This window comes from Micromonospora sp. NPDC047670 (genome assembly GCF_043204915.1).
Taxonomy (GTDB): Bacteria; Actinomycetota; Actinomycetes; order Mycobacteriales; family Micromonosporaceae; genus Micromonospora.
On record NZ_JBIDDA010000001.1, the window covers coordinates 114,562 to 138,795 of the forward strand.

The 24,234-nt window shown below is 73.0% G+C and carries 30 protein-coding genes, 1 tRNA gene and 2 pseudogenes; 16 read left to right on the plus strand and 17 right to left on the minus strand.

Features of this window, described 5'->3' with window-relative positions; all coding sequences use genetic code 11:
* Positions 1-40: 40 nt before the first annotated feature.
* Entirely contained in the window at positions 41-718 is a 678-nt protein-coding gene (locus ACGF7U_RS00555; protein ID WP_393101949.1) for a DUF1028 domain-containing protein, read from the minus strand.
* A 104-nt stretch (positions 719-822) separates the two neighbouring features.
* Between ACGF7U_RS00555 and ACGF7U_RS00560 the strand changes: the two genes are divergently transcribed.
* Positions 823-1,227, plus strand: a complete 405-nt coding sequence (locus tag ACGF7U_RS00560) for a RidA family protein (protein ID WP_393101950.1) — start codon at positions 823-825, stop codon at positions 1,225-1,227.
* A 181-nt stretch (positions 1,228-1,408) separates the two neighbouring features.
* Here the strand turns inward: ACGF7U_RS00560 and ACGF7U_RS00565 are convergent, their stop codons facing one another.
* A complete protein-coding gene (locus ACGF7U_RS00565; protein WP_393101951.1) occupies positions 1,409-2,050 on the minus strand; it encodes a TetR/AcrR family transcriptional regulator in 642 nt (213 codons plus the stop codon).
* Between the two features lie 91 nt (positions 2,051-2,141).
* Here ACGF7U_RS00565 and ACGF7U_RS00570 point away from each other — a divergent pair, with 91 nt between their 5' ends.
* On the plus strand, positions 2,142-3,119 hold the full coding sequence (locus tag ACGF7U_RS00570) for an SDR family NAD(P)-dependent oxidoreductase (protein ID WP_393101952.1): 978 nt from the start codon (positions 2,142-2,144) through the stop codon (positions 3,117-3,119).
* Between the two features lie 314 nt (positions 3,120-3,433).
* Here the strand turns inward: ACGF7U_RS00570 and ACGF7U_RS00575 are convergent, their stop codons facing one another.
* Positions 3,434-3,685 (minus strand): hypothetical protein, encoded by a 252-nt coding sequence (locus tag ACGF7U_RS00575; protein WP_393101953.1) that lies wholly within the window; start codon positions 3,683-3,685, stop codon positions 3,434-3,436.
* A gap of 308 nt (positions 3,686-3,993) precedes the next feature.
* Between ACGF7U_RS00575 and ACGF7U_RS00580 the strand changes: the two are divergent.
* Positions 3,994-4,243, plus strand: a pseudogene (locus tag ACGF7U_RS00580) (GntR family transcriptional regulator).
* Between the two features lie 57 nt (positions 4,244-4,300).
* On the opposite strand, the gene ACGF7U_RS00585 reads toward ACGF7U_RS00580, so the two are convergent.
* The gene (locus tag ACGF7U_RS00585) at positions 4,301-4,813 is read right to left on the minus strand and encodes a hypothetical protein (protein ID WP_393101954.1); all 513 of its coding nucleotides are present in this window, start codon (positions 4,811-4,813) and stop codon (positions 4,301-4,303) included.
* A gap of 538 nt (positions 4,814-5,351) precedes the next feature.
* Here ACGF7U_RS00585 and ACGF7U_RS00590 point away from each other — a divergent pair.
* A pseudogene (locus tag ACGF7U_RS00590) lies at positions 5,352-5,802 on the plus strand (site-specific integrase); the annotation flags it as partial.
* Between the two features lie 84 nt (positions 5,803-5,886).
* Here the strand turns inward: ACGF7U_RS00590 and ACGF7U_RS00595 are convergent.
* The 3 genes from ACGF7U_RS00595 to ACGF7U_RS00605 all read right to left on the minus strand — a co-directional run bounded on the left by ACGF7U_RS00595 (position 5,887) and on the right by ACGF7U_RS00605 (position 7,096).
* A tRNA-Lys gene (locus ACGF7U_RS00595) sits at positions 5,887-5,958 on the minus strand.
* 153 nt (positions 5,959-6,111) lie between these two features.
* The gene (locus ACGF7U_RS00600; protein ID WP_393101955.1) at positions 6,112-6,303 is read right to left on the minus strand and encodes a DUF397 domain-containing protein; all 192 of its coding nucleotides are present in this window, start codon (positions 6,301-6,303) and stop codon (positions 6,112-6,114) included.
* Positions 6,290-7,096, minus strand: a complete 807-nt coding sequence (locus tag ACGF7U_RS00605; protein ID WP_393101956.1) for a helix-turn-helix transcriptional regulator — start codon at positions 7,094-7,096, stop codon at positions 6,290-6,292. The genes ACGF7U_RS00600 and ACGF7U_RS00605 overlap by 14 nt, the downstream gene beginning before the upstream one ends.
* A gap of 264 nt (positions 7,097-7,360) precedes the next feature.
* On the opposite strand from ACGF7U_RS00605, the gene ACGF7U_RS00610 reads away from it, so the two are divergent.
* The 5 genes from ACGF7U_RS00610 to ACGF7U_RS00630 all read left to right on the plus strand — a co-directional run bounded on the left by ACGF7U_RS00610 (position 7,361) and on the right by ACGF7U_RS00630 (position 10,105).
* A complete protein-coding gene (locus tag ACGF7U_RS00610; RefSeq protein WP_393101957.1) occupies positions 7,361-7,621 on the plus strand; it encodes a hypothetical protein in 261 nt (86 codons plus the stop codon).
* Positions 7,618-7,878: a flavin reductase gene (locus tag ACGF7U_RS00615; protein ID WP_393101958.1), complete on the plus strand. Its 261-nt coding sequence runs from the start codon at positions 7,618-7,620 to the stop codon at positions 7,876-7,878. Before ACGF7U_RS00610 ends, ACGF7U_RS00615 begins: the two co-directional genes overlap by 4 nt.
* A gap of 213 nt (positions 7,879-8,091) precedes the next feature.
* Positions 8,092-8,580, plus strand: a complete 489-nt coding sequence (locus ACGF7U_RS00620; protein WP_393101959.1) for a DUF1772 domain-containing protein — start codon at positions 8,092-8,094, stop codon at positions 8,578-8,580.
* 104 nt (positions 8,581-8,684) lie between these two features.
* Complete coding sequence (locus tag ACGF7U_RS00625; protein WP_393101960.1) at positions 8,685-8,987, plus strand: hypothetical protein; 303 nt, start codon at positions 8,685-8,687, stop codon at positions 8,985-8,987.
* Between the two features lie 44 nt (positions 8,988-9,031).
* Entirely contained in the window at positions 9,032-10,105 is a 1,074-nt protein-coding gene (locus ACGF7U_RS00630) for an NAD-dependent epimerase/dehydratase family protein (protein WP_393101961.1), read from the plus strand.
* 45 nt (positions 10,106-10,150) lie between these two features.
* On the opposite strand, the gene eis is transcribed toward ACGF7U_RS00630, so the two are convergent.
* On the minus strand, positions 10,151-11,350 hold the full coding sequence (eis, locus tag ACGF7U_RS00635; RefSeq protein WP_393101962.1) for an enhanced intracellular survival protein Eis: 1,200 nt from the start codon (positions 11,348-11,350) through the stop codon (positions 10,151-10,153).
* A gap of 244 nt (positions 11,351-11,594) precedes the next feature.
* Positions 11,595-12,314, minus strand: coding sequence for a PP2C family protein-serine/threonine phosphatase (locus ACGF7U_RS00640; RefSeq protein ID WP_393101963.1), 720 nt, complete (start codon positions 12,312-12,314; stop codon positions 11,595-11,597).
* A gap of 62 nt (positions 12,315-12,376) precedes the next feature.
* Between ACGF7U_RS00640 and ACGF7U_RS00645 the strand changes: the two genes are divergently transcribed.
* Positions 12,377-13,441, plus strand: coding sequence for an AAA family ATPase (locus tag ACGF7U_RS00645; protein ID WP_393101964.1), 1,065 nt, complete (start codon positions 12,377-12,379; stop codon positions 13,439-13,441).
* Positions 13,442-13,467: 26 nt separating this feature from the next.
* Here ACGF7U_RS00645 and ACGF7U_RS00650 read toward each other — a convergent pair whose 3' ends face one another.
* Positions 13,468-14,028 (minus strand): helix-turn-helix domain-containing protein, encoded by a 561-nt coding sequence (locus tag ACGF7U_RS00650; RefSeq protein WP_393101965.1) that lies wholly within the window; start codon positions 14,026-14,028, stop codon positions 13,468-13,470.
* 56 nt (positions 14,029-14,084) lie between these two features.
* Here ACGF7U_RS00650 and ACGF7U_RS00655 point away from each other — a divergent pair, with 56 nt between their 5' ends.
* Positions 14,085-15,434 carry a benzoate/H(+) symporter BenE family transporter gene (locus ACGF7U_RS00655; protein ID WP_393101966.1) on the plus strand — a complete coding sequence of 450 codons (1,350 nt, stop codon included), beginning with the start codon at positions 14,085-14,087 and terminating at the stop codon, positions 15,432-15,434.
* 184 nt (positions 15,435-15,618) lie between these two features.
* On the opposite strand, the gene ACGF7U_RS00660 is transcribed toward ACGF7U_RS00655, so the two are convergent.
* The 6 genes from ACGF7U_RS00660 to ACGF7U_RS00685 all read right to left on the minus strand — a co-directional run bounded on the left by ACGF7U_RS00660 (position 15,619) and on the right by ACGF7U_RS00685 (position 19,614).
* The gene (locus ACGF7U_RS00660; RefSeq protein ID WP_393101967.1) at positions 15,619-16,788 is read right to left on the minus strand and encodes a hypothetical protein; all 1,170 of its coding nucleotides are present in this window, start codon (positions 16,786-16,788) and stop codon (positions 15,619-15,621) included.
* Entirely contained in the window at positions 16,785-17,300 is a 516-nt protein-coding gene (locus ACGF7U_RS00665) for a SigE family RNA polymerase sigma factor (protein ID WP_393101968.1), read from the minus strand. The genes ACGF7U_RS00660 and ACGF7U_RS00665 overlap by 4 nt, the downstream gene beginning before the upstream one ends.
* 360 nt (positions 17,301-17,660) lie before the next feature.
* Positions 17,661-18,035, minus strand: a complete 375-nt coding sequence (locus ACGF7U_RS00670) for a hypothetical protein (protein ID WP_393101969.1) — start codon at positions 18,033-18,035, stop codon at positions 17,661-17,663.
* 51 nt (positions 18,036-18,086) lie between these two features.
* Positions 18,087-18,335: a hypothetical protein gene (locus tag ACGF7U_RS00675; protein ID WP_393101970.1), complete on the minus strand. Its 249-nt coding sequence runs from the start codon at positions 18,333-18,335 to the stop codon at positions 18,087-18,089.
* Positions 18,336-18,417: 82 nt separating this feature from the next.
* A complete protein-coding gene (mscL, locus tag ACGF7U_RS00680; RefSeq protein WP_393101971.1) occupies positions 18,418-18,891 on the minus strand; it encodes a large conductance mechanosensitive channel protein MscL in 474 nt (157 codons plus the stop codon).
* A gap of 39 nt (positions 18,892-18,930) precedes the next feature.
* Positions 18,931-19,614: a FadR/GntR family transcriptional regulator gene (locus ACGF7U_RS00685; RefSeq protein ID WP_393101972.1), complete on the minus strand. Its 684-nt coding sequence runs from the start codon at positions 19,612-19,614 to the stop codon at positions 18,931-18,933.
* Between the two features lie 50 nt (positions 19,615-19,664).
* Between ACGF7U_RS00685 and ACGF7U_RS00690 the strand changes: the two genes are divergently transcribed.
* Positions 19,665-20,981, plus strand: coding sequence for an MFS transporter (locus ACGF7U_RS00690; protein WP_393101973.1), 1,317 nt, complete (start codon positions 19,665-19,667; stop codon positions 20,979-20,981).
* Between the two features lie 10 nt (positions 20,982-20,991).
* On the opposite strand, the gene ACGF7U_RS00695 is transcribed toward ACGF7U_RS00690, so the two are convergent.
* On the minus strand, positions 20,992-21,348 hold the full coding sequence (locus ACGF7U_RS00695) for an STAS domain-containing protein (RefSeq protein WP_092381119.1): 357 nt from the start codon (positions 21,346-21,348) through the stop codon (positions 20,992-20,994).
* Between the two features lie 163 nt (positions 21,349-21,511).
* Between ACGF7U_RS00695 and ACGF7U_RS00700 the strand changes: the two genes are divergently transcribed.
* Genes ACGF7U_RS00700 through ACGF7U_RS00715 form a run of 4 tightly spaced genes read left to right on the plus strand, consistent with a single transcriptional unit; the run spans position 21,512 to position 24,214 of the window.
* Positions 21,512-22,369 (plus strand): STAS domain-containing protein, encoded by an 858-nt coding sequence (locus ACGF7U_RS00700; protein ID WP_393101974.1) that lies wholly within the window; start codon positions 21,512-21,514, stop codon positions 22,367-22,369.
* Complete coding sequence (locus ACGF7U_RS00705) at positions 22,369-22,782, plus strand: STAS domain-containing protein (protein ID WP_393101975.1); 414 nt, start codon at positions 22,369-22,371, stop codon at positions 22,780-22,782. The genes ACGF7U_RS00700 and ACGF7U_RS00705 overlap by 1 nt, the downstream gene beginning before the upstream one ends.
* On the plus strand, positions 22,779-23,198 hold the full coding sequence (locus tag ACGF7U_RS00710) for an ATP-binding protein (protein WP_393101976.1): 420 nt from the start codon (positions 22,779-22,781) through the stop codon (positions 23,196-23,198). The genes ACGF7U_RS00705 and ACGF7U_RS00710 overlap by 4 nt, the downstream gene beginning before the upstream one ends.
* Positions 23,195-24,214, plus strand: a complete 1,020-nt coding sequence (locus tag ACGF7U_RS00715) for a SpoIIE family protein phosphatase (protein WP_393101977.1) — start codon at positions 23,195-23,197, stop codon at positions 24,212-24,214. The genes ACGF7U_RS00710 and ACGF7U_RS00715 overlap by 4 nt, the downstream gene beginning before the upstream one ends.
* The last annotated feature ends 20 nt before the right edge of the window (positions 24,215-24,234 follow it).

Sequence of the window (24,234 nt, forward strand, 5' to 3'; positions counted from 1 at the left end):
ACCCGTCCGCCGGGTGCCGGCCCGCCCGGCTCCGCGCGGGCTACCCGAGCGCCTGCCGGGCACCCTCGCCCATGGGATCCTGGCGGGTGGGCAGGCGCTGGACGGTCGGCAGCACCTCCTCCTGGAAGACGCCGTGCAGCCGCCGCAGCTCCCCCGCCGGATGCTCGGCGTCGTCGACCCGCACGTCCCAGAGCGGGTACGGCTGGTCGCCGATCACCGTCACGGTCGCCGAACGGGCGCCGTGCCGGTCACCGCCGGCCTCCTCACCGGCCTCGATGACCCGCACGAGCCGCTCCGCCAGGTCGAGTTCCCGGCTTTCCTCGAACACCCGGACGATCTCCGCGAGCGTCTCCGGGCCCACCAGGCGGTTGCCCTGCGCCGCGTAACCCGGCCCGGTGCGGTGCCCCGCCCAGTCCGCCGTACGGGAGCCGGTGAAGGCGTGCGAGCGCCCCTGGCGGTCGACCATGCCGACCTGCCGCACCTCCCGACCCGGATCGCGGGCCAGCAACTCGGTCAGGACGTCCTGCGGCGAGCGTCCCTCGCCGAGCAGTGGCAGGCCGTCGTAGGCCAGGAACGGATTGGGGGTGGCCTGGGTCGCCACCGCGCCACCGCCGGCGTGGACGTGGGCGACGAGCTTGCCCACCGCAGGCCGGGCCGTCAGGGCGCCCACCCCGAGCTGGCCGGTACGCGGACACCGCGCGGCGATCGAGAAGGTCACGGCCAGCGGGTACCCGGACGAGTGACCGGCATGCCGACGGACGTACCCCACGTGCCGGCGGCCAGGCCGGATGCCCGCCTGAGCCCGGTCCTAGGGTGGTCGCCATGGCCGACATCGAGTTCACCACGCCGCCGACGCTCCCGCAGCCGAACGGGTACAGCCATGCAGCCACCATCGGTCCGGGTTGCCGGCTGGTCTGGACGTCGGGTCAGGTGCCCATCGCCGCAGACGGCACCGCAGCGCCCAGTGACGACTGGGAGGCCCAAACCCGGCAGGCCATGCGCAATGTCGGTGCCGCCCTGTCCGCCGCGGGCGCGACCTGGGACGACGTCTTCAAGCTCACCTTCTACCTGACGGATACCTCTGCGCTGGCGGTCGTACGGGCGGTACGGGACGAGTTCATCAACACCCAGCGGCCACCGACCAGCTCGCTTGTCCAGGTAGCAGGTCTGTTCCGACCGGATCTGCTGATCGAGATCGAGGCGGTCGCCGCCATCGCCGACCGCTGAACCTCACGACGGGGACCATGCCGGCGACCGGATCCGGCATGAAGATCAGGGCTGTTGACCTGCGGAAAAGTGGGCGGTGCAGGTGGCCGGCGGGGACGTGGCCCAGGTCCTCGGCGGCGTCGACGAGCTGCGCGCCCAGGCAGAGGACGAGCGGCACCGGGGTGCCCTACCGCGCGGAAACCTATGGGGTGGCGTCGTCGGTGGAGTCGGACAGGTGTGGCGCTTCCAGGCAGTGCAGTGCGATCTCGGCCGCGTGCTGCATCGCGGCGCGGGTGCGTTCCGGTGGCTCGGCGTGCTGGAGGCTGGTCACGGCGGCCGCGCTGACGGCTCCCATCAGCGCGCCGACGACGGCTGCCGCGGTGACCTCGTCGAGTGCTTGTGGGTAGGCCCGGTGCAGCGCCTCGGCGATACGGGTCTGAGCGGTGAAGATGGTGTGCAGCACGCGGGCCTGAACAGTGGGTGCGGTGACCACCAGCTGCGCACGCAGCGCCGCCAGCCCGCTCGGTAGGTCACCCGCGGCGGTGTCGGCGATCATGCTTCGCGTCGCTTCGGCCAGTGCCTCCTGGATCGACGCGCCGGGCTTCCGTGCCGCGATGGCCTGTACGGCCAGGTCGATCCTCCTGCTGCCGTCAGCCAGCAGGACGTCCTCCTTGGTGGCGAAGTGCAGGAAGAACGTGCGCTTGCTGACGTCGGCGGCCTCGGCGATGTCAGCCACGCTGGTCTGGTCGTAACCCTTCGCGGTGAACAGGCGGACCGCCGCGTTCACCAGCGCCTGCCGGGTGAGCTGCTTCTTGCGTTCACGGCGTCCGAGGTCCTCTGGCACGGGACGAGCGTAGTACACCGCGTATATCAGTTCACCGAGTGCATGAGTACACTGAGTGCATCGAGATGGATGAAGCGGAGCGAGGTGCCGAATGGGCGAGTTGACTGGACGGACGGTGCTGGTGACCGGTGCCGGGCGGGGCATCGGCCGGGCGGAAGCGTTGTATCTGGCCGCCAGCGGCGCGAATGTGGTCGTGAACGACCCCGGCGTGGAGATCGACGGGCGCGGCGGCGACGCCAGCGTCGCCGCCGCTGTGGTCGACGAGATTCGCGCACAGGGCGGGCGCGCGGTCGCCGACACCGGCAGCGTCACCGATTGGACGGCCGCCCAGCGCATGGTCGAACTGGCCGTCGCGGAGTTCGGCGACCTGCACGCGGTGGTCAACAACGCCACGATCGAGATCAACAAAGGGCTTGAACGGCTGACCGAAGCGGAGTTCGACGACGTGGTGGCGGTCAAGCTGAAAGGGACCTTCGCGGTGAGCCGCTGGGCCACGGCGTACTGGCGTGACCGGCGAGACGAAGGAGTCCGCACGGACCGCGCCATCGTCAACACCGCGTCGGGCTCCGGCCTGCTCAATCCCTTGCCCACCCAGACGAACTACGCGGCGGCGAACGCCGCGGTCGCGGCCATGACCACGGTGCACGCGCTGGAACTGCGGCGGCTGGGAGTCCGGGTGAACTGCGTCAGCCCGTCGATGGTGCGCACTCGGCTGACGAACCCCGTGCCAGGCATGGATCAGACGCCGCCGGACGGGGAACCGGATCCCAAGGACCCTCGTTGGGTGGCTCCCCTCGTCGCCTACCTGGTCAGCGAGGCGTGCTCACTGACCGGACAAGTGCTGTCGGTGCGTGGCGGCTCGATCGGGGTCAACCACGGCTGGTCGCGCGGCGCGCAGGTCAACAAGGACAAGACGCTCTGGACGGTTCCCGAGCTGGCGGCAGAACTGACAGCACTGCCACTCGAGGACCCGTTCGACCGGCTGGCGACCGCACTCGGCAGCGCTCTGGGCATCCAGGGCCGCGACAAGTTCGAAGCGATGATTGACGCAGAGCTCGACAAACGCTGAGAGCTCCTGACGAAGCCAATTCTCATTGGTACCTGGCCAGCGACGATGGGCCGTGGCTCGGGTTCGAGTCCTGGGTGGAACGTGATCGTCTGGTGACGCTGGACTTTGACCGTCGGAGACCCGAAGTTAGGGTTCCCGCCGTGACGCGACATGCGGATGATCGGGACCGGGCGGGCTTGAGGCAAGCGCTTCACGAGTTGGTCCTACAGTTGGACAGCGATCAGGGCTCCGATCGTCGGCGACGTACCGCAGGCCTTGTTGAACAGCTCGCCAGGCCAGCGGCCGGGTTCCTTCAGCCCAGTCTGGAGGAACTGCTACATCGGTACGTTGCCGCCGACGACTCTGTTGCCCGGGATCAGATCGCGCGTGTGCTGGCGGGGGCATGCGAAACCGCCGCGTTGCCTGTGCTGTTGCGGGCGCTTGTCGGGGACCGCAACGACGACGGTGACACGCTGCAATGTGACGTTCTGGCGGCAGATGCGCCGCCAGTGCCGCCATGACCACAGAGGCCGGTGTAGGCGGGCGAGGGTCAGCGCCGCCGCCAGGACGTACTCGTCGTAGGACACACGCCGCCAGCTGTTGTCCCGCCGCTGTTGGCACCCGGCATCCCGCACGGCACCTGCGGTTAAATTACTTGCATCGTGCGGTGCGGTCATCACGCCTCCCGCCGACGCTTGGGATCCCGTGGGCACCCGGTCAGCCGTGTCCGGAGACAGGGCACCCACGGCAGGACGACCAAGCCACCAAGCTGGGTAGCCCCACGAGCAACTTAAGACGCAATGTGCGCTGGGCCAACGGCTACGACACATAGCGTTGTAAGTCGAGCCCGCGATGTGGTCTGGCTGCACCAGCCGCCAAGCTGGGAGCACCGCCTATGTCTGAAGCTGCCCTACCTACAGGTCGCCCGGGATATCCGCGAGCAGGTCAGCTGCGGCCAGTTGAAGCCGGGCGACAAGCTGCCCTCGTTCGCCGCCCTCTGCGAGCACTACAAGGTCAGCCACACAGTGATCCGCGCCGCCATGCTCGTGCTCAAGGCCTACCTGCGGAGCCCGTCGGCGGGAGTCCGTGGGCGTCCGGCACCATTCGTACCCGTCGTCACCCAGTTAGTCACCCAAGCGGGTTGATCTCAGGTGTAGACGCCGCGTCTGTTGATCCGCCGCAAGGTATATCCGCACAGCGGATCACGGTGTAATGCCTTCCCGCCTCATCCACCCTGCCAGCGCTCCTGCCTGAGCTCGCAGAACTGGGTTTGCATCGTTCTTATTCATCGAGTCGATCTCGGGAAGGATTTGTGGCCAAAGTGCCCACAGCGCTGCCCAAAGTCCAGCCTCACGTACTCGCTCGTCACTGGAACGCATTGCCTCGACGATTTTCTCTCGATAGCGTGGGTCCTCCACAGTGGAAGCCCCGACGCCCAGGCGAGTTAGGTTCTCTCTCCTTTGTTCAACAGAGGTGGAGCTGTCAACGGCGGAGAGCAGTTCCTCATCGGTTGGTGGCTCGAAGTACTCCGATAGCATCGCAGTCAGTTCGCCCACTTCCGGTTCCTCCGGACCGGAGGCGAAGACAAAATTGATCCCGAAGGGGTACTCCTTGCCGAAATGCATATAGTAGTCGTTGGCAACTCGCCACGTCACTTCCCTTGTCAAGCCGATCTCGACCAGTGCGGTCGTGTCTCGCACCTTTGTGGCGTTCATCAAGGAAGCACAGTCTTCTACGTCAGTCTCGTCAACTCCTCTAGGAAGGACGATGCGACGGCCGCGATGGGCACCCCATTGCATGCCAGTAGACCCTCCTTGCTCTCAGAATCACGGAGTCCTATATCCTGCCATACCTCACTGACGCGGGTCCTCCCACTTCTCGATGGCATCTAGCAGGTATCTAATCGGGGCTCCTGCATATGTGTGCAACCGGGTTGAACGCCGCGAATCGTTGCCCGGCTAACGCCCACGCGCGCCGTTGCCATCTCGTCTGCCCTCGGCCCGCCCTCCTGGGGAGCGGGCCGCCGCCCGGCCCGCCACGTCAAGCGGACCTCGGCACCGCTACCGACCTGCGGGCACACTTCCACCGAGCCTTCGCGACCACGCCCACCGCCTGCCGCCTACCGCCTACCGCCTACCGCCTACCGCCGAGCCTTCACCCCGTGACGCCCTCTCCCGCTGTCGACGTACGCCTCCTCGGCCCGCCCGCTCGAACCGCGCCTCGGCGAAGAAACCTCGCCACGCTCCGTGACGCGCCCGCGCCGACGACGACCCGCTCTACGCCGCGTACGTCCTAGTCCTGGTGCTCGGGCTCCGCAAGGGCGAGATGCTGGGGCTCACCTGGGCTGACGTCGCCCCGGACGTCGGTGAGTTGACGATCGATCGGCAGCTCCAGCGGGTCGGTGCCGACCTGCTGCACCGGGAGACGAAGACGGCCGCCTCGGACGCCACCCTCCCGCTGCCGGACATCTGCACCGTGGCGCTCGATCGCCGCCGTGCCGCCCAGACCACCGCCCGGGATGCCGCCGGCCCAGCCTGGCACTCGTCCGACCTGATCCTGGCGGACCTGGATGTTCACCCCCCGGGTGGCGATGCAGATCCTCCGGCACGCCCAGTTCGCCATCACGATGGAGATCTACACGGTGGTCTCCTCGTCGGCCACCCGCGACGCCCTCAAGCGGCTCGGCAGCGCGCTGGACCGGTAAGGCAGCTACTGCTGCACTTCGCTGCTGTACGAGCCGTGCTGACAAAGACAGCGACCCCCAGAGGGCCGCTGACCTGCGGAGGAGTGGGCCGCCAGGGACTCGAACCCTGAACCTATGGATTAAAAGTCCACAGCTCTGCCATTGAGCTAGCGGCCCGCGCGCTCAGGTTACCGGACGTCGGCCGGCAGCGACTTACGGCTTCCGCGCCGCCGTCGATACCAGCAGCTCAATGGGGGTGTTCAGGTCGCGACCACCGGAGGCGCCCGCCCCGGTCGGGGGACGGGCTCCTCCGGGCGTACGGGAGGGCGGTCAGGCCCGGTCGGCGGTCCGGGCGACGAACGCGCGCCAGGCCGTGGGGGTGAAGGTCAGCGCCGGGCCGGCCGGGTCCTTGGAGTCGCGGACGGCGACCACGCCGGGCAGGTTGTCGGCCACCTCGACGCAGTTCCCGCCGCTCGAACCACTGCGGCTGGACTTGCGCCACCGCGCGCTACTGAGGTCCATGATGGCTCTCCAGTTCCTTCATCAGGTCGATGGACTGCCGACGTGGGAGCGCTTCGTTTCGCACGCCCTCCCACTTCGCCAGGAGGCTAGCCACATCATCCTTGCTGTCGGCCACCACTCCGCCAAGCTGGTTCTCCAGGTGCCCGACCCATCCGCCGTCGGCCGACCGAGCCAGGGCGAAGGGACCGGACAGGCCGATGTGCAGGCCGGTCGCGGCCGGGATCACGTGCACGTGAACGTGGGGCAGTTCCGCCATCGCGACGAGGTGCGCCACCTGTTCGGCCATGATGCCGCTGAATCCGTCGCCCGTCCGGCGCAGCGCCGATTCGTCCATGACGGCGACCAGTTGCGGCGGGTTCTCGCCGGTCAGGATTCTCTGGCGCTCCATGCGGGCGCTCACCTGCTGGTCGACCTCCGTCGCCGACATCAGGTCGTTGAGGCGCATGACCACGCAGGCGTAGTTCTCGGTCTGCAACAGACCGGGGACCAGCAGCGGCTCGAACAGCCGGAGTTGCCGCGCAGCGCGTTCGGCGTCGAGCCAGGGTAGGAACCAGGACGGCGCGCCGACGCTGGCGACGAGCCGTTCGAAGAGCCCGCCGGTCCTGAGCGCCCGGTCCGCGCCCTTGATGAAATCCATCGTCAGGGCGCGGGTGCCGCCCTCGACGGCGCTGACGTGCGATGCGCTGAACCCGGCGCCCCGCCCGAAGGTCTCCTGCGTCATCCCGGCCGCGCCCCGGGCACGGCGGATCTCGGCCACGACGAAGGCGGCGAGCGGACTCGGCACGTCGGCCATCCAGGCCCTCCCAGTTTGAAGATCGACTACCCACGACGCCACCCGCCGGGCGCGGGGCCGGCCAGCTCCACCCGGACGCCCGCGGAGCCTTCCGAGCGTAGTCGCCTCCACAGCAGAGTGTCACCAGCGAGGGCCGCTCGTGGAGCACTGGCCGGGGGTGGTCCTCGTGGGGGCCGCCCGGGCGAGCATCCGTCGGCGGCCCCTCCAACGCACCGGACCGGCCGGCGGACCGGCCGACGACAGGTCGACAGGCAGGAGGAAGACGTGACGGGCGACGGGCCGCGCCGGGAGGGCGCGATCGTGACGGGCGAGGTCATCCGCGTCCCGGAGGACTCCTACCGGTTCGGCACCGGGGTCCTCACCCTGTACGTCACCGAGATCGTCAGCCGGGGCCCGTTCCAGGGCGCGGAGTGGGTCGAGCTGCGCGGCCGCGAACTGACCCTGGGCGGCGCGCTCCGGCCGCGCGAGCGGTACGCCTTCGTCCGGGTGGACCGGGCGACCGTCGTGACGGTGCCGGCGCGGTGACCCGACGCCGGGACCACCTGCCCTCCCGTCCCACCTGGCGCTGCGCGGCCTGCGGGATCGCCTGGCCCTGCTCGGCGGCGAAGCTGCGGCTGCTCGGCGAGTACCGCACCGACCGGACCGCGCTGCTGGTCTATCTCGGCACGCTCCAGGCCGAGGCCGCCGGGCAGCTCGCCGGGCTGGACGGCGAGCGGCCGTGCACCGACCTGGCCGAGCGCTTCACCGGCTGGGCCCGCCCGCGCGGGCAGGCCACCGCCTGAAGAGGGCGAGCCACCCCGCGACGCGCGGCGGGCAGGCCACCCCTGATCCCGCCCGGGCCGGTCTTTCCCGTGGGCCGGCCCGGGCGGCCCCCTCACGCTCAGCCCGCAGCCACCGCGAGCGGTGGACGCTCGCTTATGGGGCCGAGTGGTCCGGCCATGGCTGAACGGATCTTCCGCCGGTTGACTGAGGGGACGAACAACGGGAGGACCACGATGCCTGAGCCGATCCGCACTGCCGCCCTGGCCGGTGCGACCCTGACCACCGGGCTGATGGCCGGGCTCTTCCTCGCGTACACCTGCTCGGTGATGCCGGGTCTGGGCGCGACCGACGACCGGACGCTGATCGGCGCGATGCAGTCGATCAACCGGAAGATCCTCAACGGCTGGTTCCTGACCGCGTTCCTCGGCGCGGTGCTGCTGCTCACCGTGGCCGCCGCCGCGCACCTGTCCCGCGGCGGCCCGGTGCTGTTCTGGACCCTCGCCGCGCTGGTCTGCTACCTGGTCACCGTCGGGGTCACCATGGGCCTCAACGTGCCGCTCAACGACCGGCTGGAGGCCGCCGGCCCGGTGGACCGGATCGGCGACCCGGCCGAGGTGCGGGCCTGGTTCGAGGCGACCTGGGTGCGCTGGAACCTGGTCCGCACGGTTTCCTCGGTGGCCGCCCTCGCCTGCCTGATCGCCGCCCTGCTGGCCCGGCGCTGAGCGCCCGCCGGCACCCGGCGCGGCCGAGCGCCGCCCGCGCCCGCCGCCGGAGACCCGCCCGACAGGCAGGCATGGGCGGGCGGGCGCGGGGGAACCGTGTCCGCATGAGGATGAGCAGCACCCCCGCCGTGGCGGCCTCCGGCGAGGAGACCGGCCCGGACGGCGTACGGGAGCCGGCCGGCGAGGTGCACGCCTGGCTGCCCGGGCAGAACCAGACCGTCTGCGGGCTCCCGCTCAGCCGGACCCGGCTGCGCCGCTTCCCGCACGTGCGGTTCGACTACCGCTCGACGGACGTGCTCACCGAGGCGGACGCGGTGGGCCGGATCTGCCCGCGCTGCCAGGCCGCCGCGGAAGGCCGCCGCCGGGACGAGAAGAAGAGCTGGGTCCGCCACTCGCCCCGCCCCTGACGGCCGCCGCGATTGGCGGGCGGCTGACCGGGTACGGGGTCGGCATGCGGATCGTGGTGGTGGGGGCCACCGGCAACGCGGGCACCGCCCTGCTGCGCCGGCTGCGCCGGGAACGCGGAGTGGATCTCGCCGGGGTGGCCCGCCGACTGCCGGGGCCGGACGCGGGTGAGCCGTACGACCAGGTGGAGTGGCACTCCTGCGACGTCGGGCTGCCGGGCGCGGCCGACCAGCTCGCCGAGGTCTTCGCCGGGGCCGACGCGGTGGTGCACCTGGCCTGGCAGATCCAGCCCAGCCACGACCAGCGGGTGCTGCGCCGGACCAACGTCGGCGGCAGCGCGGCGGTGGTCGACGCCGTGGTCCGCGCGAACGTGCCGGCCCTCGTCTACGCCTCGTCGGTCGGCACCTACGCGCCCGGCCCCAAGGACCACCCGGTTTCCGAGCGCTGGCCGGCGACCGGGGTGCCCGGTTCGTCGTACAGCCGGGACAAGGCCGACGTGGAGGCGCTGCTCGACCGTGCCGAACGGGAGCACCCGGGGCTGCGCGTGGTGCGGATGCGGCCCGGCCTGAACTTCCAGCGGGTGGCGGCCACCGAGATCACCCGCTACTTCCTCGGCCCGTTCGCGCCGGTGCGGCTGCTCCGCTTCGGCCGGATCCCGCTGGTGCCGACGAACCGGCGGCTGCGGATGCAGGCGGTGCATACCGACGACGTCGCCGACGCGTACGCCCGAGCGGTCCTGGGCGACGCGCGCGGCCCGTTCAACCTCGCGGCGGACCCGGTGCTGACCCCGGAGCTGGTGGCCCGGCACTTCCACGGCTGGACGGTGCCCGTGGCCGCCCCGGTGCTGCGCGCCGCCGCCGCGCTGACCTGGCGGGCGCGGCTGCAACCGATCGACGCCGGCTGGGTGGAGCTGGCGCTGAACGTGCCGCTGATGTCGAGCGAGCGCGCCGAGGCGGAGCTGGGTTGGCAGCCCCGGCACGACGCGCTCAGCGCCCTCAAGGAACTCTTCGCCGGGATGGCCGGCGGCGCCCGCACCGCCAGCCCCGCGATGTCCGCCGCCAGCGGCCGCCCCGCCGCCCTGCTGCGCGGCCGTCCCGCCGGCCACGGCAACCCCTACTGACGCCGGCATCCGTGGGACCGCACCCGGCGCCCGCCGACCGTCGCGTCAGAAGTCGGCGAAGAGGTACGGAAGCTGGCGCGGGAAGAGGTTGCGCAGCTCCGCCGCCGCGTCCGCCGGCACCTCGCCCAGCCCTCGCAGCCCCACCTCCACCGGGTCGAGCACCCCGTACGCCAGCGCGGAGATCCCGGCGGCGGTCAGCGTGGCGACCGGCGGCTCCCCGGCGGTGGCGGCGGCGCCGCCGACCAGCTCCAGCGCGCCGGTCGCGCCGTCCAGCAGGTACGACCCGGCCAGCCAGCGGTCGCCGGTCAGCTCGACGCGCACCCGGCCCGGCCCGGCGGGCAGCCCCGCCAGCGCCTCCACCGACAGCAGCCGGGCCATCGGCGCGGACGAGCCCGGGCGGGCCACCCGCGCCTCGACGTGCACGGCCAGGTCGGTGAGCCACAGCTCCGGCACCTCGTCGGCGGGGATCTGGACGCGCACCCGCTCCACCTGGTCGACGTGCCGGGCGAAGAACTGCAGCAGCAGCGCGCGGGCGACCGGGTCGGTGGCGAGCAGGTCGTCGGCGATCAGGGTGCCGCCGTGGTCGTCGATCCGGTAGGTAACCGCGCCCGTGACCGTCCCGCCCACCCGGGCGGTGAGCAGCCACCGCTCGTCGCGGTCGCGCAGCCCGACGTCCCGGTAGTCGGGGAAGATGGCGAAGCCGTGCCGCTCGCGCAGGCAGCGCTCGGTGAACTCGCGCCAGGTTCGGTAGCCCGCGCCGATCCGCTCCCAGCCCACCTCGCCGGGCAGGTCGGCGCGGAGCAACTCGCCGAGGTCGGCCGGCGAGAAGGTGGCCGTACGCGCCTTCGGCAGCCCGACATAGCCGAACCGGGCGTAGAACGACGGCCGGAACGGCCAGAGCGCGGTCAGCCGGTGCCCCTCGTCGCGCATCTCGTCGAGGAGTTGGTGCAGCAGGGCCCGGACGTGTCCCTGCCGGCGGGCCAGCGGATGGGTCGTCACCCCGGCGACGCCGGCCATCGGCAGCACCCTGCCGCGCAGGTTCTGCCGCATGGGCACCGCCGAGGCGGCGGCCACCGTCACGCCGTCCGCCTCCACGACCAGCGTCCGGTTGCCCTCGTTGTAGGGCAGGTAGTCGCGGAACTCCTCCGTCCGGGCGGCGGTGAGCGGCGACGTCTCGAACGCGTACGCCTGGAGCGGGAAGCTGGTGGTCAGGCGCTTCTCGGCGCGCACACGGCGGATGGTCATCTGCCAATCCCAACCCGGCTTCCCGCTCCGCGCAACCGCAATCGCCGGAAGTGGTCGGCCCACCCGTCGCCGCGGTCAGCCGGTCGGCAGGGTGGCGCAGGTGCCGGCGGCGGCGCAGCCGGCAGCTGAACACGGCCGCCACGGTGACGACCAGCAACGCGGTGACGGCCAGCCCGTGCGGCGACCCCGGGGTCAGGTAGCCGGAGTCCGCGTGGTCGACCGCCCAGGTGGCGATCTCCCGGCTCTAGACGGCGGTGACGTCGGAGACCACGACGGTGACGTTGTCCGGCGCGCCGGCCTGGTGGGCGAGCTTGACGAGCTGCTCGCCGCACTGCTGGCGGTCGGCGTACATGCCGAGTGTCCCGGCGATCGTGGCGTCGTCGACGTAGTCGGAGAGGCCGTCGCTGCACAGCAGCAGCCGGTCGCCGGCGACCACGGTGAGCACCCCGATCGCGGGCGGGGCGTCCGCGCCCTGCACCGCCCGGGTCACCAACGACCGCTGCGGGTGGTGGCGCGCCTGCTCGGGCGAGAGCGCCCCCTGGTCCACCAGCGCCTGGACGAAGGTGTCGTCCCGGGTGAGCTGGGTGAGCTGCCCGTCGCGCAGCAGGTAGCAGCGGGAGTCGCCGACCTGGGCCAGCACCAGCGCGTCCCCGGCGAGCAGGGCCGCCGTGAGGGTCGTACCCATGCCGTCGCGGGCCGGGTCGACGGCGATGGCGGCGTGGATGCGCCGGTTGGCGGTGCTCACCACGGCCCGCAGCGCGTCGGCGGCCTCGTCGGGGTCGGTCGGCGGGCTCAGCTCGTCCAGGATGCGGATGACGATCTCACTCGCCACCTCGCCCGCGGGCAGGCCGCCCATGCCGTCCGCCACCGCGACGAGGCGGTCACCGGCGAGGGCGGAGTCCTCGTTGTTGGTGCGGACCAGGCCGATGTCGTTGAGGATGGCCGAGCGGAGGATCAGCGTCATGGGACAAGCTTGCCAAGAACACCCTGCCGCCGTCTCTACGCACTACTGCGTAGGGTGTGGGAATGATGCCGGTGTCCATGGTGGGGCGCGCCGGTGAGCTGGCCGAGCTCGACCGGGCGTGGTCCACCGTGGCCGGTTCCCGGCGCTCCGCGCCCGCCGTCGCGGTCATCACCGGTGAGGCCGGGGTGGGCAAGTCCCTGCTGGTCGCGGCCGCCCTGGACGCCTTCGCCCCCCGCCCCGCGGTGGTGCTCTCCGGCGCCGCCCGGGTGCACAGCCCCGCCCCGTACGACTGGCTGGCCGCCGTTCTCACCGGTCGGGACACCAGCGGGCTCGACCTGCCGCCGGACGCGCTGGCCTGGCTCGCCCAACAGCCCACCGCGCCGCGCGAGCGCTACGCCCCGGGCACCCTGCTCCGGCTCGCGGTGCGGGTCGTCCGGCTGCTGGTCGGCGCGGGGCCGGCGGTGCTGGTGGTGGAGGACCTGCACGCCCTCGACCCGGCCAGCCTGAACCTGGTCGGCGAGCTGGCCACCGCCGCCGACCTGCCGGCGCTGCTGGTGGTGGCCACCCGGCCCGCCGCGGACGCGGTCGCGCCCGACCTCGCGGTCCGCGCGCTGGCCCGGCTCTGCGGCGTCCGCGGCGCCGTCCGCCAACACCTCGGACCGCTGCTCCCGGCCGAGGTCGCCGAGGTGCTGACCCAGGTGTACGCGGACCCGCGCCCCTCCGGTCGGCTGGTGCGCGCGGTCTGGCGGCGCACCGGCGGCAACCCGTACCTGCTGACCGAACTGCTCGCCGCGCACGCCGGCCGGGGGCCCGAGGCGTTGCTCCGCCCGCCGCCGCCGGCCCCGTCGCGGGCCGCGCGGTCGACGCCGGCGCCCTCGGCGGCGGTGGTGCCCCGGCCGGCCGGCCCGGTGGACGCCGAGCTGACCGGGCGGGAGATCGAGGTGCTGGGCTGCCTGGTCGCCGGGATGTCGAACAAGCAGGCGGCGCGGGCGCTCGGCATCTCGGTGCGGACGGTCACCGTGCACGTCTCCAACCTGCTGCGCAAGACCGGGTCGGCGTCGCGTACCGAGGCGGCGATCTGGGCGGTGCAGCGGCGGATGGCGGTGCCGACGCCGGTCGACGGCTGAGCCGGCGCGGCGGCCGTCGCCCGCGCTCAGGGGCGGGGGTAGCGGAGCAGGAGGCTGGCGGCGACCTCCTCGTCGCCGACGGCGGCGTACACGTGCGGCACGTCGGACGTCCAGCGCAGGTGCTCGCCCGCGGTCGCGGTCAGCGGCGCGTCGACCGGGCCGGCGCGCAGCACGCCCGCGAAGACGGTGACGTGTTCGGTGACGCCGGGCTGGTGCGCTGGGGAGAGCTGCTCCGGGCCGGGCGTGATCAGCATCCGGTACAGCTCGTAGGTGGCGTCGGCCTCCTCGAAGACCTCCAGCAGGATGGCGCTGACCGCAGTGCCGCGGACGGTGGGTGTCGCGGCCGGGCCGGAGAGCACGGCCGCCAGCGGCACGCCGAGCTGCGCGGTGATCGCGTAGAGCGTCTCCAGGGTCGGGTTGCGGGTGCCGTTCTCCAGCCCGGAAAGGGTCGCCTTCCCCACCCCGGCCAGCCGGGCCAGGGTGGACAGCGACATGCCCCGCTCCTCGCGCAGCGCGCGTACCCGGCGGCCGACGGCGTCGGCGCCCGGGTCGGGATGCGGTGGGCGGGCTGGTGAGGTCGGTGGCACCCCGCTATGGTGCTACAGGTCCGTGTTCCGTAAACGGAACGATCTGGGGGGCGGGGATGGCGGGACGGTCGCAACCGTTGCTGGCGGGGGTGGTGACCGCGCTGGTGGGGTTCGCCAGCTCGTTCACCGTGGTGCTGGCGGGCCTGCGGGCCGTCGGCGCCACCGACGCGCAGGCCGCCTCCGGCCTGCTCGCGGTCTGCGTCGCGTCGGGGGTCTCCGCCGTCTGGCTGGGCCTGCGGCACCGGATCCCGATGAGCGTCGCCTGGTCCACCCCGGGCGCGGCGCTGCTGGTCGCCACCGGCCCGGTGCCCGGTGGGTGGCCCGTCGCCGTCGGGGCGTTCCTCGTCTCGGGCGTGCTGATCGTGGCCGCCGGGCTGTTCCCGGCGCTCGGTCGGGCCGTCGCGGCGATCCCCCGGCCGATCGCGGGCGCCATGCTGGCCGGCGTCCTGCTGCCGCTGTGCACCGCGCCGGTCCGCGCGCTGGTCGAGGTGCCCCGGCTGGCCGCCCCCGTGGTGCTGGCCTGGCTGCTGCTGCACCGCTTCGCACGGCGCTGGGCGGTGCCCGGCGCGCTGGTCGTGGCGGTGGCGGCGATCGCGCTGACCACCCCGGTCGCCGACCTCGGCGGCGCGCGGCTGCTGCCCGCCGTCGAGCTGACCACGCCGGCCTGGAGCGTCTCCGCCCTGGTCGGCCTGGCGCTGCCGCTCTTCCTGGTCACCATGGCCGCGCAGAACGTGCCCGGGATGGCGGTGCTGGTCGGCTACGGCTACCGGCCGCCGTTCGGCGCCGCGCTGCGGGCGACGGGGCTGACCAGCCTGGCCGCCGCCCCCGCCGGCGGGCACGCGGTCAACCTCGCGGCGCTCACCGCCGCCCTGGCCGCCGGCCCGGACGCCCACCCCGACCCGGACCGGCGCTGGATCGCCTCGGTCACCGCCGGGACGGGGCTGGCCCTGCTCGGGCTGGGCGCCGGGGCGGCCACCGCGTTGATCGCGCTCGCGCCGCCGGTGCTTATCGAGGCGGTCGCCGGGCTGGCGCTGCTCGGCGCGCTGGCCACGGCGCTCACCTCGGCGCTGGCCGAGCCGGCCGCCCGGGAGTCCGCGGTGGTCACGTTCGTGGTCACCGCCTCCGGGGTGACCCTGGTCGGCGTGGGCGGCGCGTTCTGGGGGCTGGTCGCCGGCGGGCTGATGCTCCTGCTCTTCCGCCGGCGTCCCGCCGACCCGGCCGCGCCGGAGCCGTCGCCCGAACCCGCGACGGGGTCGGCGGGGCCGAGGGCGGCCGGGCCGGCTTCGGCTGGGCCGGCTTCGGCCGGGCCAGGCGTTTCCGGGCCAGGTGCGGCCGAGCCAGACCCGGCTGGACCGGACTCCGTCGCGGTCACCTCGTCAGCGAGCGGCCGGACCGGTGGCAACTGATCTCCACGCGCCGTGGAGCTGAGTCGTCCACGACATCGCCGCAGTGCCCGGCAGCGGCCGGCACGGCTACGGGCCACCTACCCCGTGACCAGGGCGTCCGGCACATGATCGCCGCCTTGCGCCTGACCGCCCGAATCGACCCTTCCGGAGCCCGGCGTCAGGGGCACGGACCGGTGCGCGCCCCTCAGCGGCGGCAGTGCCACACCAGCGGCCGGTGCATCTGGTTCTCGTAGACGGCACCGACCACGGTCAGACCGTCGTCGCTGATCCCGTTGGCCGTGTACGTGCCCGCCTCGGTCGCCCGGACGTCGGGCCGGCCCGGCAACCGGCGGGACGTGCCGTCCGGGGCGACGACCATCGGCTCACTGCCGCCGACCAGCAGGTCGCCGTTGCCGGCGATCGCGGTCGCCCCCGGGAACGGCAGCACGCCCACCGCCCCCGTCGTGAGATTCCACCGCACCGGCAGCATCTGCACGGCACCGCCCTGCTGGGCGCCGGGAACCATGCCGATCGCCCACTCGCCGTGCGCGGAGTCGACCGAGGCGCGCGGGTAACCGTCGGGCACCGCCAGCGCCGCCCCGATCCCCTGCGGCGTCCACCGGTAGGGCAGTTGGCCCATCGCGCCGACGACCGTGCCGTCCTCGGTGATCCCGGTCGCGGTGGAACCCGACTGGCCGACCAGCCGGTGCTCCTGCGGGCGGTCCGCCGACCACCGCACGGCGTGGTGCGAGTCGCCGGCTCCCCTGGCGGTGCCGACGATGTCGCCCCGGCCGTTGACCGCGTGCACGAGGACCGCGCGGTAGCCGGGTGGGGTGGCGAGGAAGCGCAGCTTCCCGTCGCGGTAGACCCACCCGGTGCCGTCGCCGTTGGTGCCGACCACGACGCCGCCGGCGTTGACCGCGGCCGCGTGCCGCGCGCCGGCCGGCAGGACGCGTGCCTGGCCGTCGGTCCACAGCACGACCCGCCCGTCCTCCTGCCCGGTGCCGATCTCGCCGACGATGTGCCGCCCGGTGGGGTCGACGCCGTTCGCCACCGCGACCGGACCGTCGATCGGCTGCGGCAACCACGACGCCTCGCAGGTGACCGGCGAGACCGGGGCGGCCGACACGGTCCCGGCCGGTGACGCCGCGAGGGCCGGCGTGGCCGGAGCCGGCCGGCTGGCGGCCCCGCCGAGCTGGACCGCGCCCACGACGCCGAGCCCGGCCAGCACCGTCACCGCAGTGATCCCGCCGAGGCGGCGGCGCTGGCGGCGACGTCGGCCGTCCCGGACCGCGCGGCCCACGTCAACCCGTGGCTCGGGAACCGGTGCCGCCTGCATCAGGGTGGCCATCCGCTGGTCGTCCAACGCGGTCATCTCGAATTCCTCCCGGCCGTTTCGGTGACGTCGAGCACCTGGCGGACCGCCGCCAGCGCCCGCGCCGTCTGCGATTTCACGTTGCCTTCGGAGCAGCCCATCGCGGCGGCCGTGTCGGCCAGCGACAGGTCACACAGGAACCGCAGGACCAGTACGGTGCGCTGACCCCGGGGAAGGCGGGCGAGCGCGGCGAGCAGGCTGTCCCGCTCGGCCAGGTCGTCGTGCGGCGTGACCGGCGGGCGCTCCGGCTCCGGCATCCACCCCAGCAGCCGGACCTTCGCCCAGCTCAACCGCTTCTCGTCGACGAGCTTGTGGACCAGCATCCGGTGCACGTACGCATCGACGTTGTCGGCCCGGCTGACCCGGCGCCAGTTCACGTACAGCGCCGTGATCGTCTGCTGCACCACGTCGTCGGCCAGGTGGGCGTCGCCGCACATCAGGAACGCGGTCCGGTGCAGTCTCGGCAGTCGCGCGGAGACGTACTCCACGAACTCACGCTCGGCATCCGCCATCGGGGCTCCCTCCTCCGCAAGCTCGACGGGTCCGGACGACCGTCGGGTTGCGTCACGTCGGAGTTCGGCGGGGTGCCAGATCAACGCCGGTGACCGTAGCGCCACCGACCCGTCGGAGAACGTCCTGCCATCGGCATGATCGGACGCACTCATCTCGGCTGACCCCAGAATGATCAGCTCGCGGGACGGGCGGTGGCACGTGGCGGAGCCGCGGTGGCTGGTGTGGGAGTGGCTGTGGTAGAGCCGGTGGCAGGGATGCGGGACCGGAACGGTGAATCGTTTACGACATCAGCTCGACAGCGTGCGCGGGCACGCCATCACCCCCGGCGTTCGAGGCCCCTGCCACTGGCGGGACGTCACTCACTCCTCGGGCGGCAGGTCGCGGGCCGGGACGTCGAGGCTCACCCGGTCGTCGGCGACGGTGGCGATCTGCTCGGCGAGCACGTAGACCGCGCCGGTGGGCGCCAGGTCCGTGGAGACCTTCAGGTAGCCGCTGTGCAGCAGCCGGGCGGCCAGGTCGGCCGGCACGTCCGGCTCCTCGACCGCCGTCGACTCGATCAGCTCGTCCAGGCTGCTGCCCGGGTCGGCGGTCGGCGCCTGCGCGGTCACCGCGTTCGGGTCACCCCGCTGCACGAGGTCGACCGTGCCGACCTCGGTGCCGTCGACGTCGATCACCCGCATGCCCGTGGTGACCCGGGAAACCATCGCCTGCCGCTCGGTGCCCTGTTGGTTCATTCCCGCGCGGTTCCCGGCCCCCGCTCCGGCTAAACCGCCCGCGCCCCCGTCTCAGGCGTCGGGGGACCAGGCGCTCGGCGGGCGGGGGGAGAGCTCGCGCCAACCGTCCGTGCCCTGGAGCAGCGCCCGGACCGTCTCCTCGGCCTCCTCGGCGCTGTCGTACTCGTAGAACCGGGAGACGCCCTCGGCACCGCCGGCCCGCTGCTCGACGTGCCACCGGTCGGCGTCCACCCGGAGGAAGACGTCCCGCCGCGCCAGCCGGCCCCATTTCCCGTTCCACCAGTGCTTCCGCTGCTCCATGGCGGGGACTCTATCGAACAGGCGTACTAAAAAGTGCGGCCCCCGCGGGATTCCCGCAGGGGCCGATGTGCGTGTGCCGGGTTCAGCGCGGAGTGGGCGGTTCCTCCCGGCGGCCGAGCACGTCGTCGAGCGCGCCGCGCTGCTGCCCGGGGGTGGTGTGCCCGGCGGCGACCAGGGCGTCCCGGATCTCGGTGAGCAGCCGGACCTCCTCGCTCGGCGCCTTCGGCGGCGGCTCCTCGCCGCGCTTGCGCCGCTCGGCCAGCTTGTTCATGGGGTAGACGACCAGGAAGTACAGCGCCATGGCGGTGAGCAGGAACGTGATCAGCGCGTTCACGAAGGCCACCCAGTCGAACGGGATGCCCCGGAACGACGGCGTCGAGCCGGTGAGGCCGTTCTTGTTGCCGGTGATCAGCACGATGAGGACGCGCACCAGCGGTTCCAGGAACGACTTGGTGAGCTGGGTGACCACGCCCGTGAACGCGGCGCCGATGACGACGCCGACCGCGAGATCGACCACGTTTCCGCGCATGATGAAGTCTTTGAAGCCCTTGAGCATCCGTACTCCCGAAGTGTCCGGTCTTCCGTCCGGCACAACCTATGCCCTGCGGGGAGGCTCCAGAAAAGCGCCGGCTTCGATCGCCGCCCGGTCCGGGTCGCCGGCCCGGATCGCCTCGACCAGCCGCGAGTGGTCGACGTAGCGCTCGGGCTCCAGCGCGTCCCCCATCGACTGGGCGACGGTGCTGCGCATCGCGGTGCCGACCGAGGCGTACAGCTCGGCGAGCATGCCGTTGTGCGCGGCCGCCACCACGGCGACGTGCAGCGCGGCGTCGGCCTCCACGAACTCGTCGACCCGGCCACCGCGCCAGGCCGCCTCGCGGGCCGCGAGCGCGCCGTCGAGCGCGGTCAGGTCCTCCGGCGTACGCCGCAGCGCGGCGAGCCGGGCCGCCTCCACCTCGAAGGCGCGCCGCACCTCGACCACCTCGGCCATCCGGTCGTCGGTGAGGCGGCGGGCCACCACCGGGGCCAGCTCGTCGGTCGACACCACGTACGTCCCGGAGCCCTGCCGGCACTCCAGCACCCCGGCGTGCACCAGCGCCCGCACGGCCTCGCGGACCGTGTTCCGCCCCACGCCCAACGCCGCGACCAACTGCGGCTCGGTGGGGATCCGGCCGCCCACCGGCCACTCGCCGCCGAGGATCCGCTCCCTGAGCTGGGCGATGGTCTGCCGCACCCGGTGCCCGCGGGGCGGCGCGGTGGCGGAATCAATCGGCGGTGGCACGCGTTACAACTCCTGCCCGAAATTCATCCCATGATTGTAGGTTCAAGCGCATGACGCCGCCAGCAACTCCCACCGCGTACGCCGCCGGCACGCCGACGACCACCGCCGACGTGACCCCCGGCCCGGCCCCCGAGGCCGCCGCCACGGCGGGTCCGGCGCGCCCGGACCGGGCGGTCCGCCCCGGCGCCGGAGGCGTGCTGGTGCTGGTCGGGATGCTGCTGGTCGCCGTGAACCTGCGGGCCGCCGTGACCAGTCTCGGGGCGCTGCTCGACGAGGTGCGGGACGGCCTGGCGCTCTCCGGGGCGATGGCCGGCCTCGTCACCACCCTGCCCACCATCGCCTTCGCGGGGCTCGGCGCGCTCACCCCGTGGCTGGTCCGCCGGTTCGCCCCGGCAAGGGTGCTGGTGGTCGCGATGCTCGCGCTCGCCACCGGTCAGGTGCTGCGGGTGGTCACCGACTCCGCACTGGTCTTCGTGCTCACCAGCGCGCTGGCGCTGGCCGGCATCGCGGTGGCGAACATCCTGCTGCCGATGCTGGTCAAGCAGCACTTCCCGCACCGCACCGGGCTCGTCACCGGGGCGTACACGATGGCGCTGACCGTGGGCACGACGGTGGCCGCCGCGTCGGCGGTGCCGGTGGCGCACGCGTTCGGCTCCTGGCGGGTCGGGCTCGGGGTCTGGGCCGGCCTGGCCGCGCTGGCCGTACTCCCGTGGGTGCCGCTGGCGCTGCGGGCCCGGGCCGCCGCCCGACGGGCGACCCCGACGGAGGCCGTCGCGCCCCGTGTCCGGATCCGGCCCGGCCGCACCCGGCTCGGCTGGGCGATGGCGGTCTACTTCGGAGCGCAGTCGCTCAGCGGGTACGCGATCATGGGCTGGCTGGCCCAGCTCTTCCGGGACGCCGGCTACCACCCGGAGACGGCCGGGCTGCTGCTCGCCGGGGTGACCGCGCTCGGTGTGCCGATCGCCCTGCTGATGCCCACGATGGCCGGCCGGCTGCGGACGCTACGCCCGCTGGTGCTCTCGCTGACCGCCGCGTCCACCCTGGCCTACCTGGGGCTCGCCCTGGCCCCGCACGGCGCGGCGCTGCTCTGGGTGGCCCTGCTGGCGATCGGGCAGGGCGCGTTCCCGCTGATCCTGACGGTGATCGGCCTGCGCGCCCGGACCGCCGAGGGAACCGTCGCGCTGTCGGCCTTCGCGCAGAGCACCGGCTACGTCATCGCCGCCCTGGGGCCGCTGCTGGTGGGCATCCTCTACGAGGCCACCGGCGGGTGGACCGCGCCGATCGGGTTCCTGCTGGCGGCGCTCGCCGTGCAGACCGGCGCGGGCCTGGTGATCGCCCGTCCCCGGTACATCGAGGACGAGGCGTGAGGCGGGACGGTCAGGAGGAGGCCGGCGTCGGGTCGCCCGCCACGGCCTGGTCGACCGTCGGGTAGGTGTGCAGCACCTCGACGAGGCCGCTGACCTCCAGGATGCGCAGCACGCCCCGCTGCGGGGCGGCCAACCGCACCACGCCGCCGGCCTCGTCGCAGCTGTTCTTGGCGCGGACGAACACCGACAACCCGGTGGAGTCGCAGAACGAGACGTTCGCCAGGTCGAAGACGAGCCGGCTGCGGCCCTTGTCGAGCAGGTCGGTGATCTGGTCCTGTAGCTGCGGTGCGGTCGCCATGTCCAGCTCGCCCGCGACCGACACGACGACCACGTCGCCGCGCTGTTCCGTGTGCACCGTCAAGGACATTCGCCAGACCTCCTGTTATCGGGGAAACGGTATCCCACGATCGGGGTGGTACGCAGAAGGGGAGCCGGTATCCGGTGGCCACCATCATTCGTTTGCCACGTGGCAAGTAGCTCTCCGGCCTCCGGTGATAGAGTCCGCCGGTCCAGGTCGAAGGGGGTTTGCCATGGCGCTGAGCGCCGACGAGAGCAGCCGACTGGCCGGTCTGCTGACCAGTCACGCCGAGCGGATCACACAGCGCTGGACGGAGATCGTCGCCGGGTCGCTGCGCGGGCGGCTCAGCCAGGGGGAACTGCGCCGGCAGGTGCAGGAGCTGCACTCCAGCATGATCACCGTCGGCCACCAGGGTGCCGTCGACCTCGACTCCGAGCAGGCCACGGAGCTGCGCGCGGTGCTCTCCGAGCTGTCCCGGGGGCGCGCCCGGCAGGGCTTCTCCGCCTCCGAGACGGCGATCAGCGTGTTCGCGCTCAAGGAGGTGCTGCTGGAGCTGATGGAGGCCGAAAACGGCCCCGACACGCTCCGCGACTACGTCGCCTTCTCCGGGCTGATCGACCAGATGGGGCTGTTCACCTTCGAGAGCTTCGTGCGCACCCGCGAGAGCCTCATCGCCGACCAGGCGGAGCAGCTGCTGGAGCTCTCCACCCCGGTGGTGAAGCTCTGGGAGGGCGTCGTCGCCGTGCCGCTGGTCGGCACCCTCGACTCGGCCCGCGCCCAGGTGGTGATGGAGCGGCTGCTCCAGACCCTGGTCGACACCGGCTCGCCCTACGCGATCATCGACATCACCGGCGTACCGGCGGTGGACACCCAGGTCGCCCAGCACATTCTGAAGACCGTGGTGGCCGCCCGGCTGATGGGCGCCGACTGCATCATCTCCGGCATCCGCCCGCAGATCGCGCAGACGATCGTCGCCCTGGGCATCGAGTTCGGCGACATCGCCACGAAGGCCAGCCTCGCCGACGCGCTGCGGCACGTGCTCCGGCTCACCGGGGTCGAGACCGGCCGCCGCCAGCGCCGGGAGGCGTGATGGAGCGGGTGCCGATCCTCAAGATCGGCGACATCCTGCTGGTCTCCATCCAGGTCGACATGTCCGACCAGACGGCGGTCCAGCTCCAGGAGGACCTCGCGGAGCGGATCGTCGCCACCGGCTGCCACGGCGTGATCATCGACATCACCGCCCTGGACATCGTCGACTCCTTCGTCGGGCGGATGCTGTCGACCATCGCCTCCATCTCCAAGGTGCTCGACGCGGAGACGGTGGTCGTCGGGATGCGGCCCGCCGTCGCCATCACGCTTGTGGAACTCGGCCTGTCGCTCAACGGCATCCGCACGGCGCTCAATGTCGAACGGGGCATGGAGCTGATCGCGGCGGCGCGCGCGGACGAGCACGAGCTCGCGTTCGACGACGAACCGGACGTCGAGACGACGGCCTCGTCATGACCGCCGGCATCGACCTGGGCCAGCCGCAGGCGCAGGCGATCCGCAGCGACGAGGACGTGGTACGCGTCCGGCAGCTGGTGCGTACGGTCGCGGTGGCGGTGAAGCTCTCCCTGGTCGACCAGACCAAGGTGGTCACCGCGGCGAGCGAGCTGGCCCGCAACACGCTGGTCTACGGCGGCGGTGGCACGGTCGAGGTGGGCACGGTGGACAACGGGATGCGGCGGGGCGTGCGGATCGTCTTCACCGACTCCGGTCCCGGCATCGCCGACCTCGACCTGGCGCTGACCGACGGCTACACCACCGGCGGCGGGCTCGGCCTCGGGCTCAGCGGCGCGCGCCGGCTGGTCGACGAGTTCGACATCCAGACCGCGGTGGGTGAGGGCACCCGCATCACGGTCACCAAGTGGTCGAGATGAGCGAGGACGCGGTCCCCGACCGCGGCATCTGGTTCCGGGTCGAGAGCGGCAGCGCGGCCAGCGCGGTGCGCCGGGCCGCCGAGCGGCTCGGCGCCCAGCTCGTCCTGGGGGAGGCCCGCACGGCCGACCTGGCGATCGTCGCCGCCGAGCTGACCAGCAACCTGGTCAAGCACGCCGAGGACGGGGTGCTGCTGCTGCGGCCGGTCCGACACGAGCAGGAGGCCGGCGTGGAGCTGGTCGCCATCGACGCCGGGCCGGGGATGGCCGACCTGACCGTCTCCTCGCAGGACGGGCACTCCACCACGGGCACGCTCGGCATCGGCCTCGGCGCGATCGTCCGGCAGGCCAGCTGGTTCGACGGCTACTCCCGCCCGGGGCGGGGCACCGTCCTCGCCGTGGAGATCTGGCCCGACCGCCGGGCGCAGCGGGAGCGGCCCTGGGTCGGCGCGCTCACCCGGCCGCTGGCCGGGGAGACGGTCAGCGGCGACGGGTACGCCTGGCGGATCGCCGAGGGCCGGCGGCAGATGCTGACCTGCGACGGCCTGGGGCACGGGCCGCTCGCCTCCGCCGCCACCGACGCCGCGCTCGACGCGTTCCGGAAGGCGCCGGCGGGGCCGCCGGCGGCGGTCGTCCAGCACCTGCACCGGTCGATGTCGCACACCCGGGGCGCGGCGCTGGCCGTCGCCGAGTTGGACCCGTCGGCCGGGGTGCTGCGCTACTCGGGGCTGGGCAACATCTCCGCGGCGGTGATCGGCGCGGACGGCCAGCGCCGGGGCCTGGTCTCGCTGCCCGGCATCGCCGGGCACCAACGGCCCCCGGTCCGGGAGTACGACTACCCCTTCCACCCCGGCGCCCTGCTGGTCATGCACAGTGACGGGGTGGTGGATCGCTGGCAGCTAGCCGACTATCCCGGTCTCGTCGACCGGTCGCCCCTCGTGGTGGCCGCGACGGTGCTGCGCGACGCCGGCACCCGCCGTGACGACGCGTGCGTCCTGGTCGCCCGGGCGTGGTCGTGACCGGCCCCGCCGGGGCGGCG

Excerpts from the sequence above, each read along its gene's own strand:
- ACGF7U_RS00560 (WP_393101950.1), top strand. The coding sequence starts at position 823 with ATGGCCGACATCGAGTTCACCACGCCGCCGACGCTCCCGCAGCCGAAC.
- ACGF7U_RS00570 (WP_393101952.1), top strand. The coding sequence starts at position 2,142 with ATGGGCGAGTTGACTGGACGGACGGTGCTGGTGACCGGTGCCGGGCGG.
- ACGF7U_RS00585 (WP_393101954.1), bottom strand. The coding sequence starts at position 4,813 with ATGAACGCCACAAAGGTGCGAGACACGACCGCACTGGTCGAGATCGGC.
- ACGF7U_RS00600 (WP_393101955.1), bottom strand. The coding sequence starts at position 6,303 with ATGGACCTCAGTAGCGCGCGGTGGCGCAAGTCCAGCCGCAGTGGTTCG.
- ACGF7U_RS00605 (WP_393101956.1), bottom strand. The coding sequence starts at position 7,096 with ATGGCCGACGTGCCGAGTCCGCTCGCCGCCTTCGTCGTGGCCGAGATC.
- ACGF7U_RS00620 (WP_393101959.1), top strand. The coding sequence starts at position 8,092 with ATGCCTGAGCCGATCCGCACTGCCGCCCTGGCCGGTGCGACCCTGACC.
- ACGF7U_RS00625 (WP_393101960.1), top strand. The coding sequence starts at position 8,685 with ATGAGGATGAGCAGCACCCCCGCCGTGGCGGCCTCCGGCGAGGAGACC.
- ACGF7U_RS00630 (WP_393101961.1), top strand. The coding sequence starts at position 9,032 with ATGCGGATCGTGGTGGTGGGGGCCACCGGCAACGCGGGCACCGCCCTG.
- eis (WP_393101962.1), bottom strand. The coding sequence starts at position 11,350 with ATGACCATCCGCCGTGTGCGCGCCGAGAAGCGCCTGACCACCAGCTTC.
- ACGF7U_RS00640 (WP_393101963.1), bottom strand. The coding sequence starts at position 12,314 with ATGACGCTGATCCTCCGCTCGGCCATCCTCAACGACATCGGCCTGGTC.
- ACGF7U_RS00645 (WP_393101964.1), top strand. The coding sequence starts at position 12,377 with ATGATGCCGGTGTCCATGGTGGGGCGCGCCGGTGAGCTGGCCGAGCTC.
- ACGF7U_RS00655 (WP_393101966.1), top strand. The coding sequence starts at position 14,085 with ATGGCGGGACGGTCGCAACCGTTGCTGGCGGGGGTGGTGACCGCGCTG.
- ACGF7U_RS00660 (WP_393101967.1), bottom strand. The coding sequence starts at position 16,788 with ATGACCGCGTTGGACGACCAGCGGATGGCCACCCTGATGCAGGCGGCA.
- ACGF7U_RS00665 (WP_393101968.1), bottom strand. The coding sequence starts at position 17,300 with ATGGCGGATGCCGAGCGTGAGTTCGTGGAGTACGTCTCCGCGCGACTG.
- ACGF7U_RS00670 (WP_393101969.1), bottom strand. The coding sequence starts at position 18,035 with ATGAACCAACAGGGCACCGAGCGGCAGGCGATGGTTTCCCGGGTCACC.
- ACGF7U_RS00675 (WP_393101970.1), bottom strand. The coding sequence starts at position 18,335 with ATGGAGCAGCGGAAGCACTGGTGGAACGGGAAATGGGGCCGGCTGGCG.
- mscL (WP_393101971.1), bottom strand. The coding sequence starts at position 18,891 with ATGCTCAAGGGCTTCAAAGACTTCATCATGCGCGGAAACGTGGTCGAT.
- ACGF7U_RS00690 (WP_393101973.1), top strand. The coding sequence starts at position 19,665 with ATGACGCCGCCAGCAACTCCCACCGCGTACGCCGCCGGCACGCCGACG.
- ACGF7U_RS00695 (WP_092381119.1), bottom strand. The coding sequence starts at position 21,348 with ATGTCCTTGACGGTGCACACGGAACAGCGCGGCGACGTGGTCGTCGTG.
- ACGF7U_RS00700 (WP_393101974.1), top strand. The coding sequence starts at position 21,512 with ATGGCGCTGAGCGCCGACGAGAGCAGCCGACTGGCCGGTCTGCTGACC.
- ACGF7U_RS00705 (WP_393101975.1), top strand. The coding sequence starts at position 22,369 with ATGGAGCGGGTGCCGATCCTCAAGATCGGCGACATCCTGCTGGTCTCC.
- ACGF7U_RS00710 (WP_393101976.1), top strand. The coding sequence starts at position 22,779 with ATGACCGCCGGCATCGACCTGGGCCAGCCGCAGGCGCAGGCGATCCGC.
- ACGF7U_RS00715 (WP_393101977.1), top strand. The coding sequence starts at position 23,195 with ATGAGCGAGGACGCGGTCCCCGACCGCGGCATCTGGTTCCGGGTCGAG.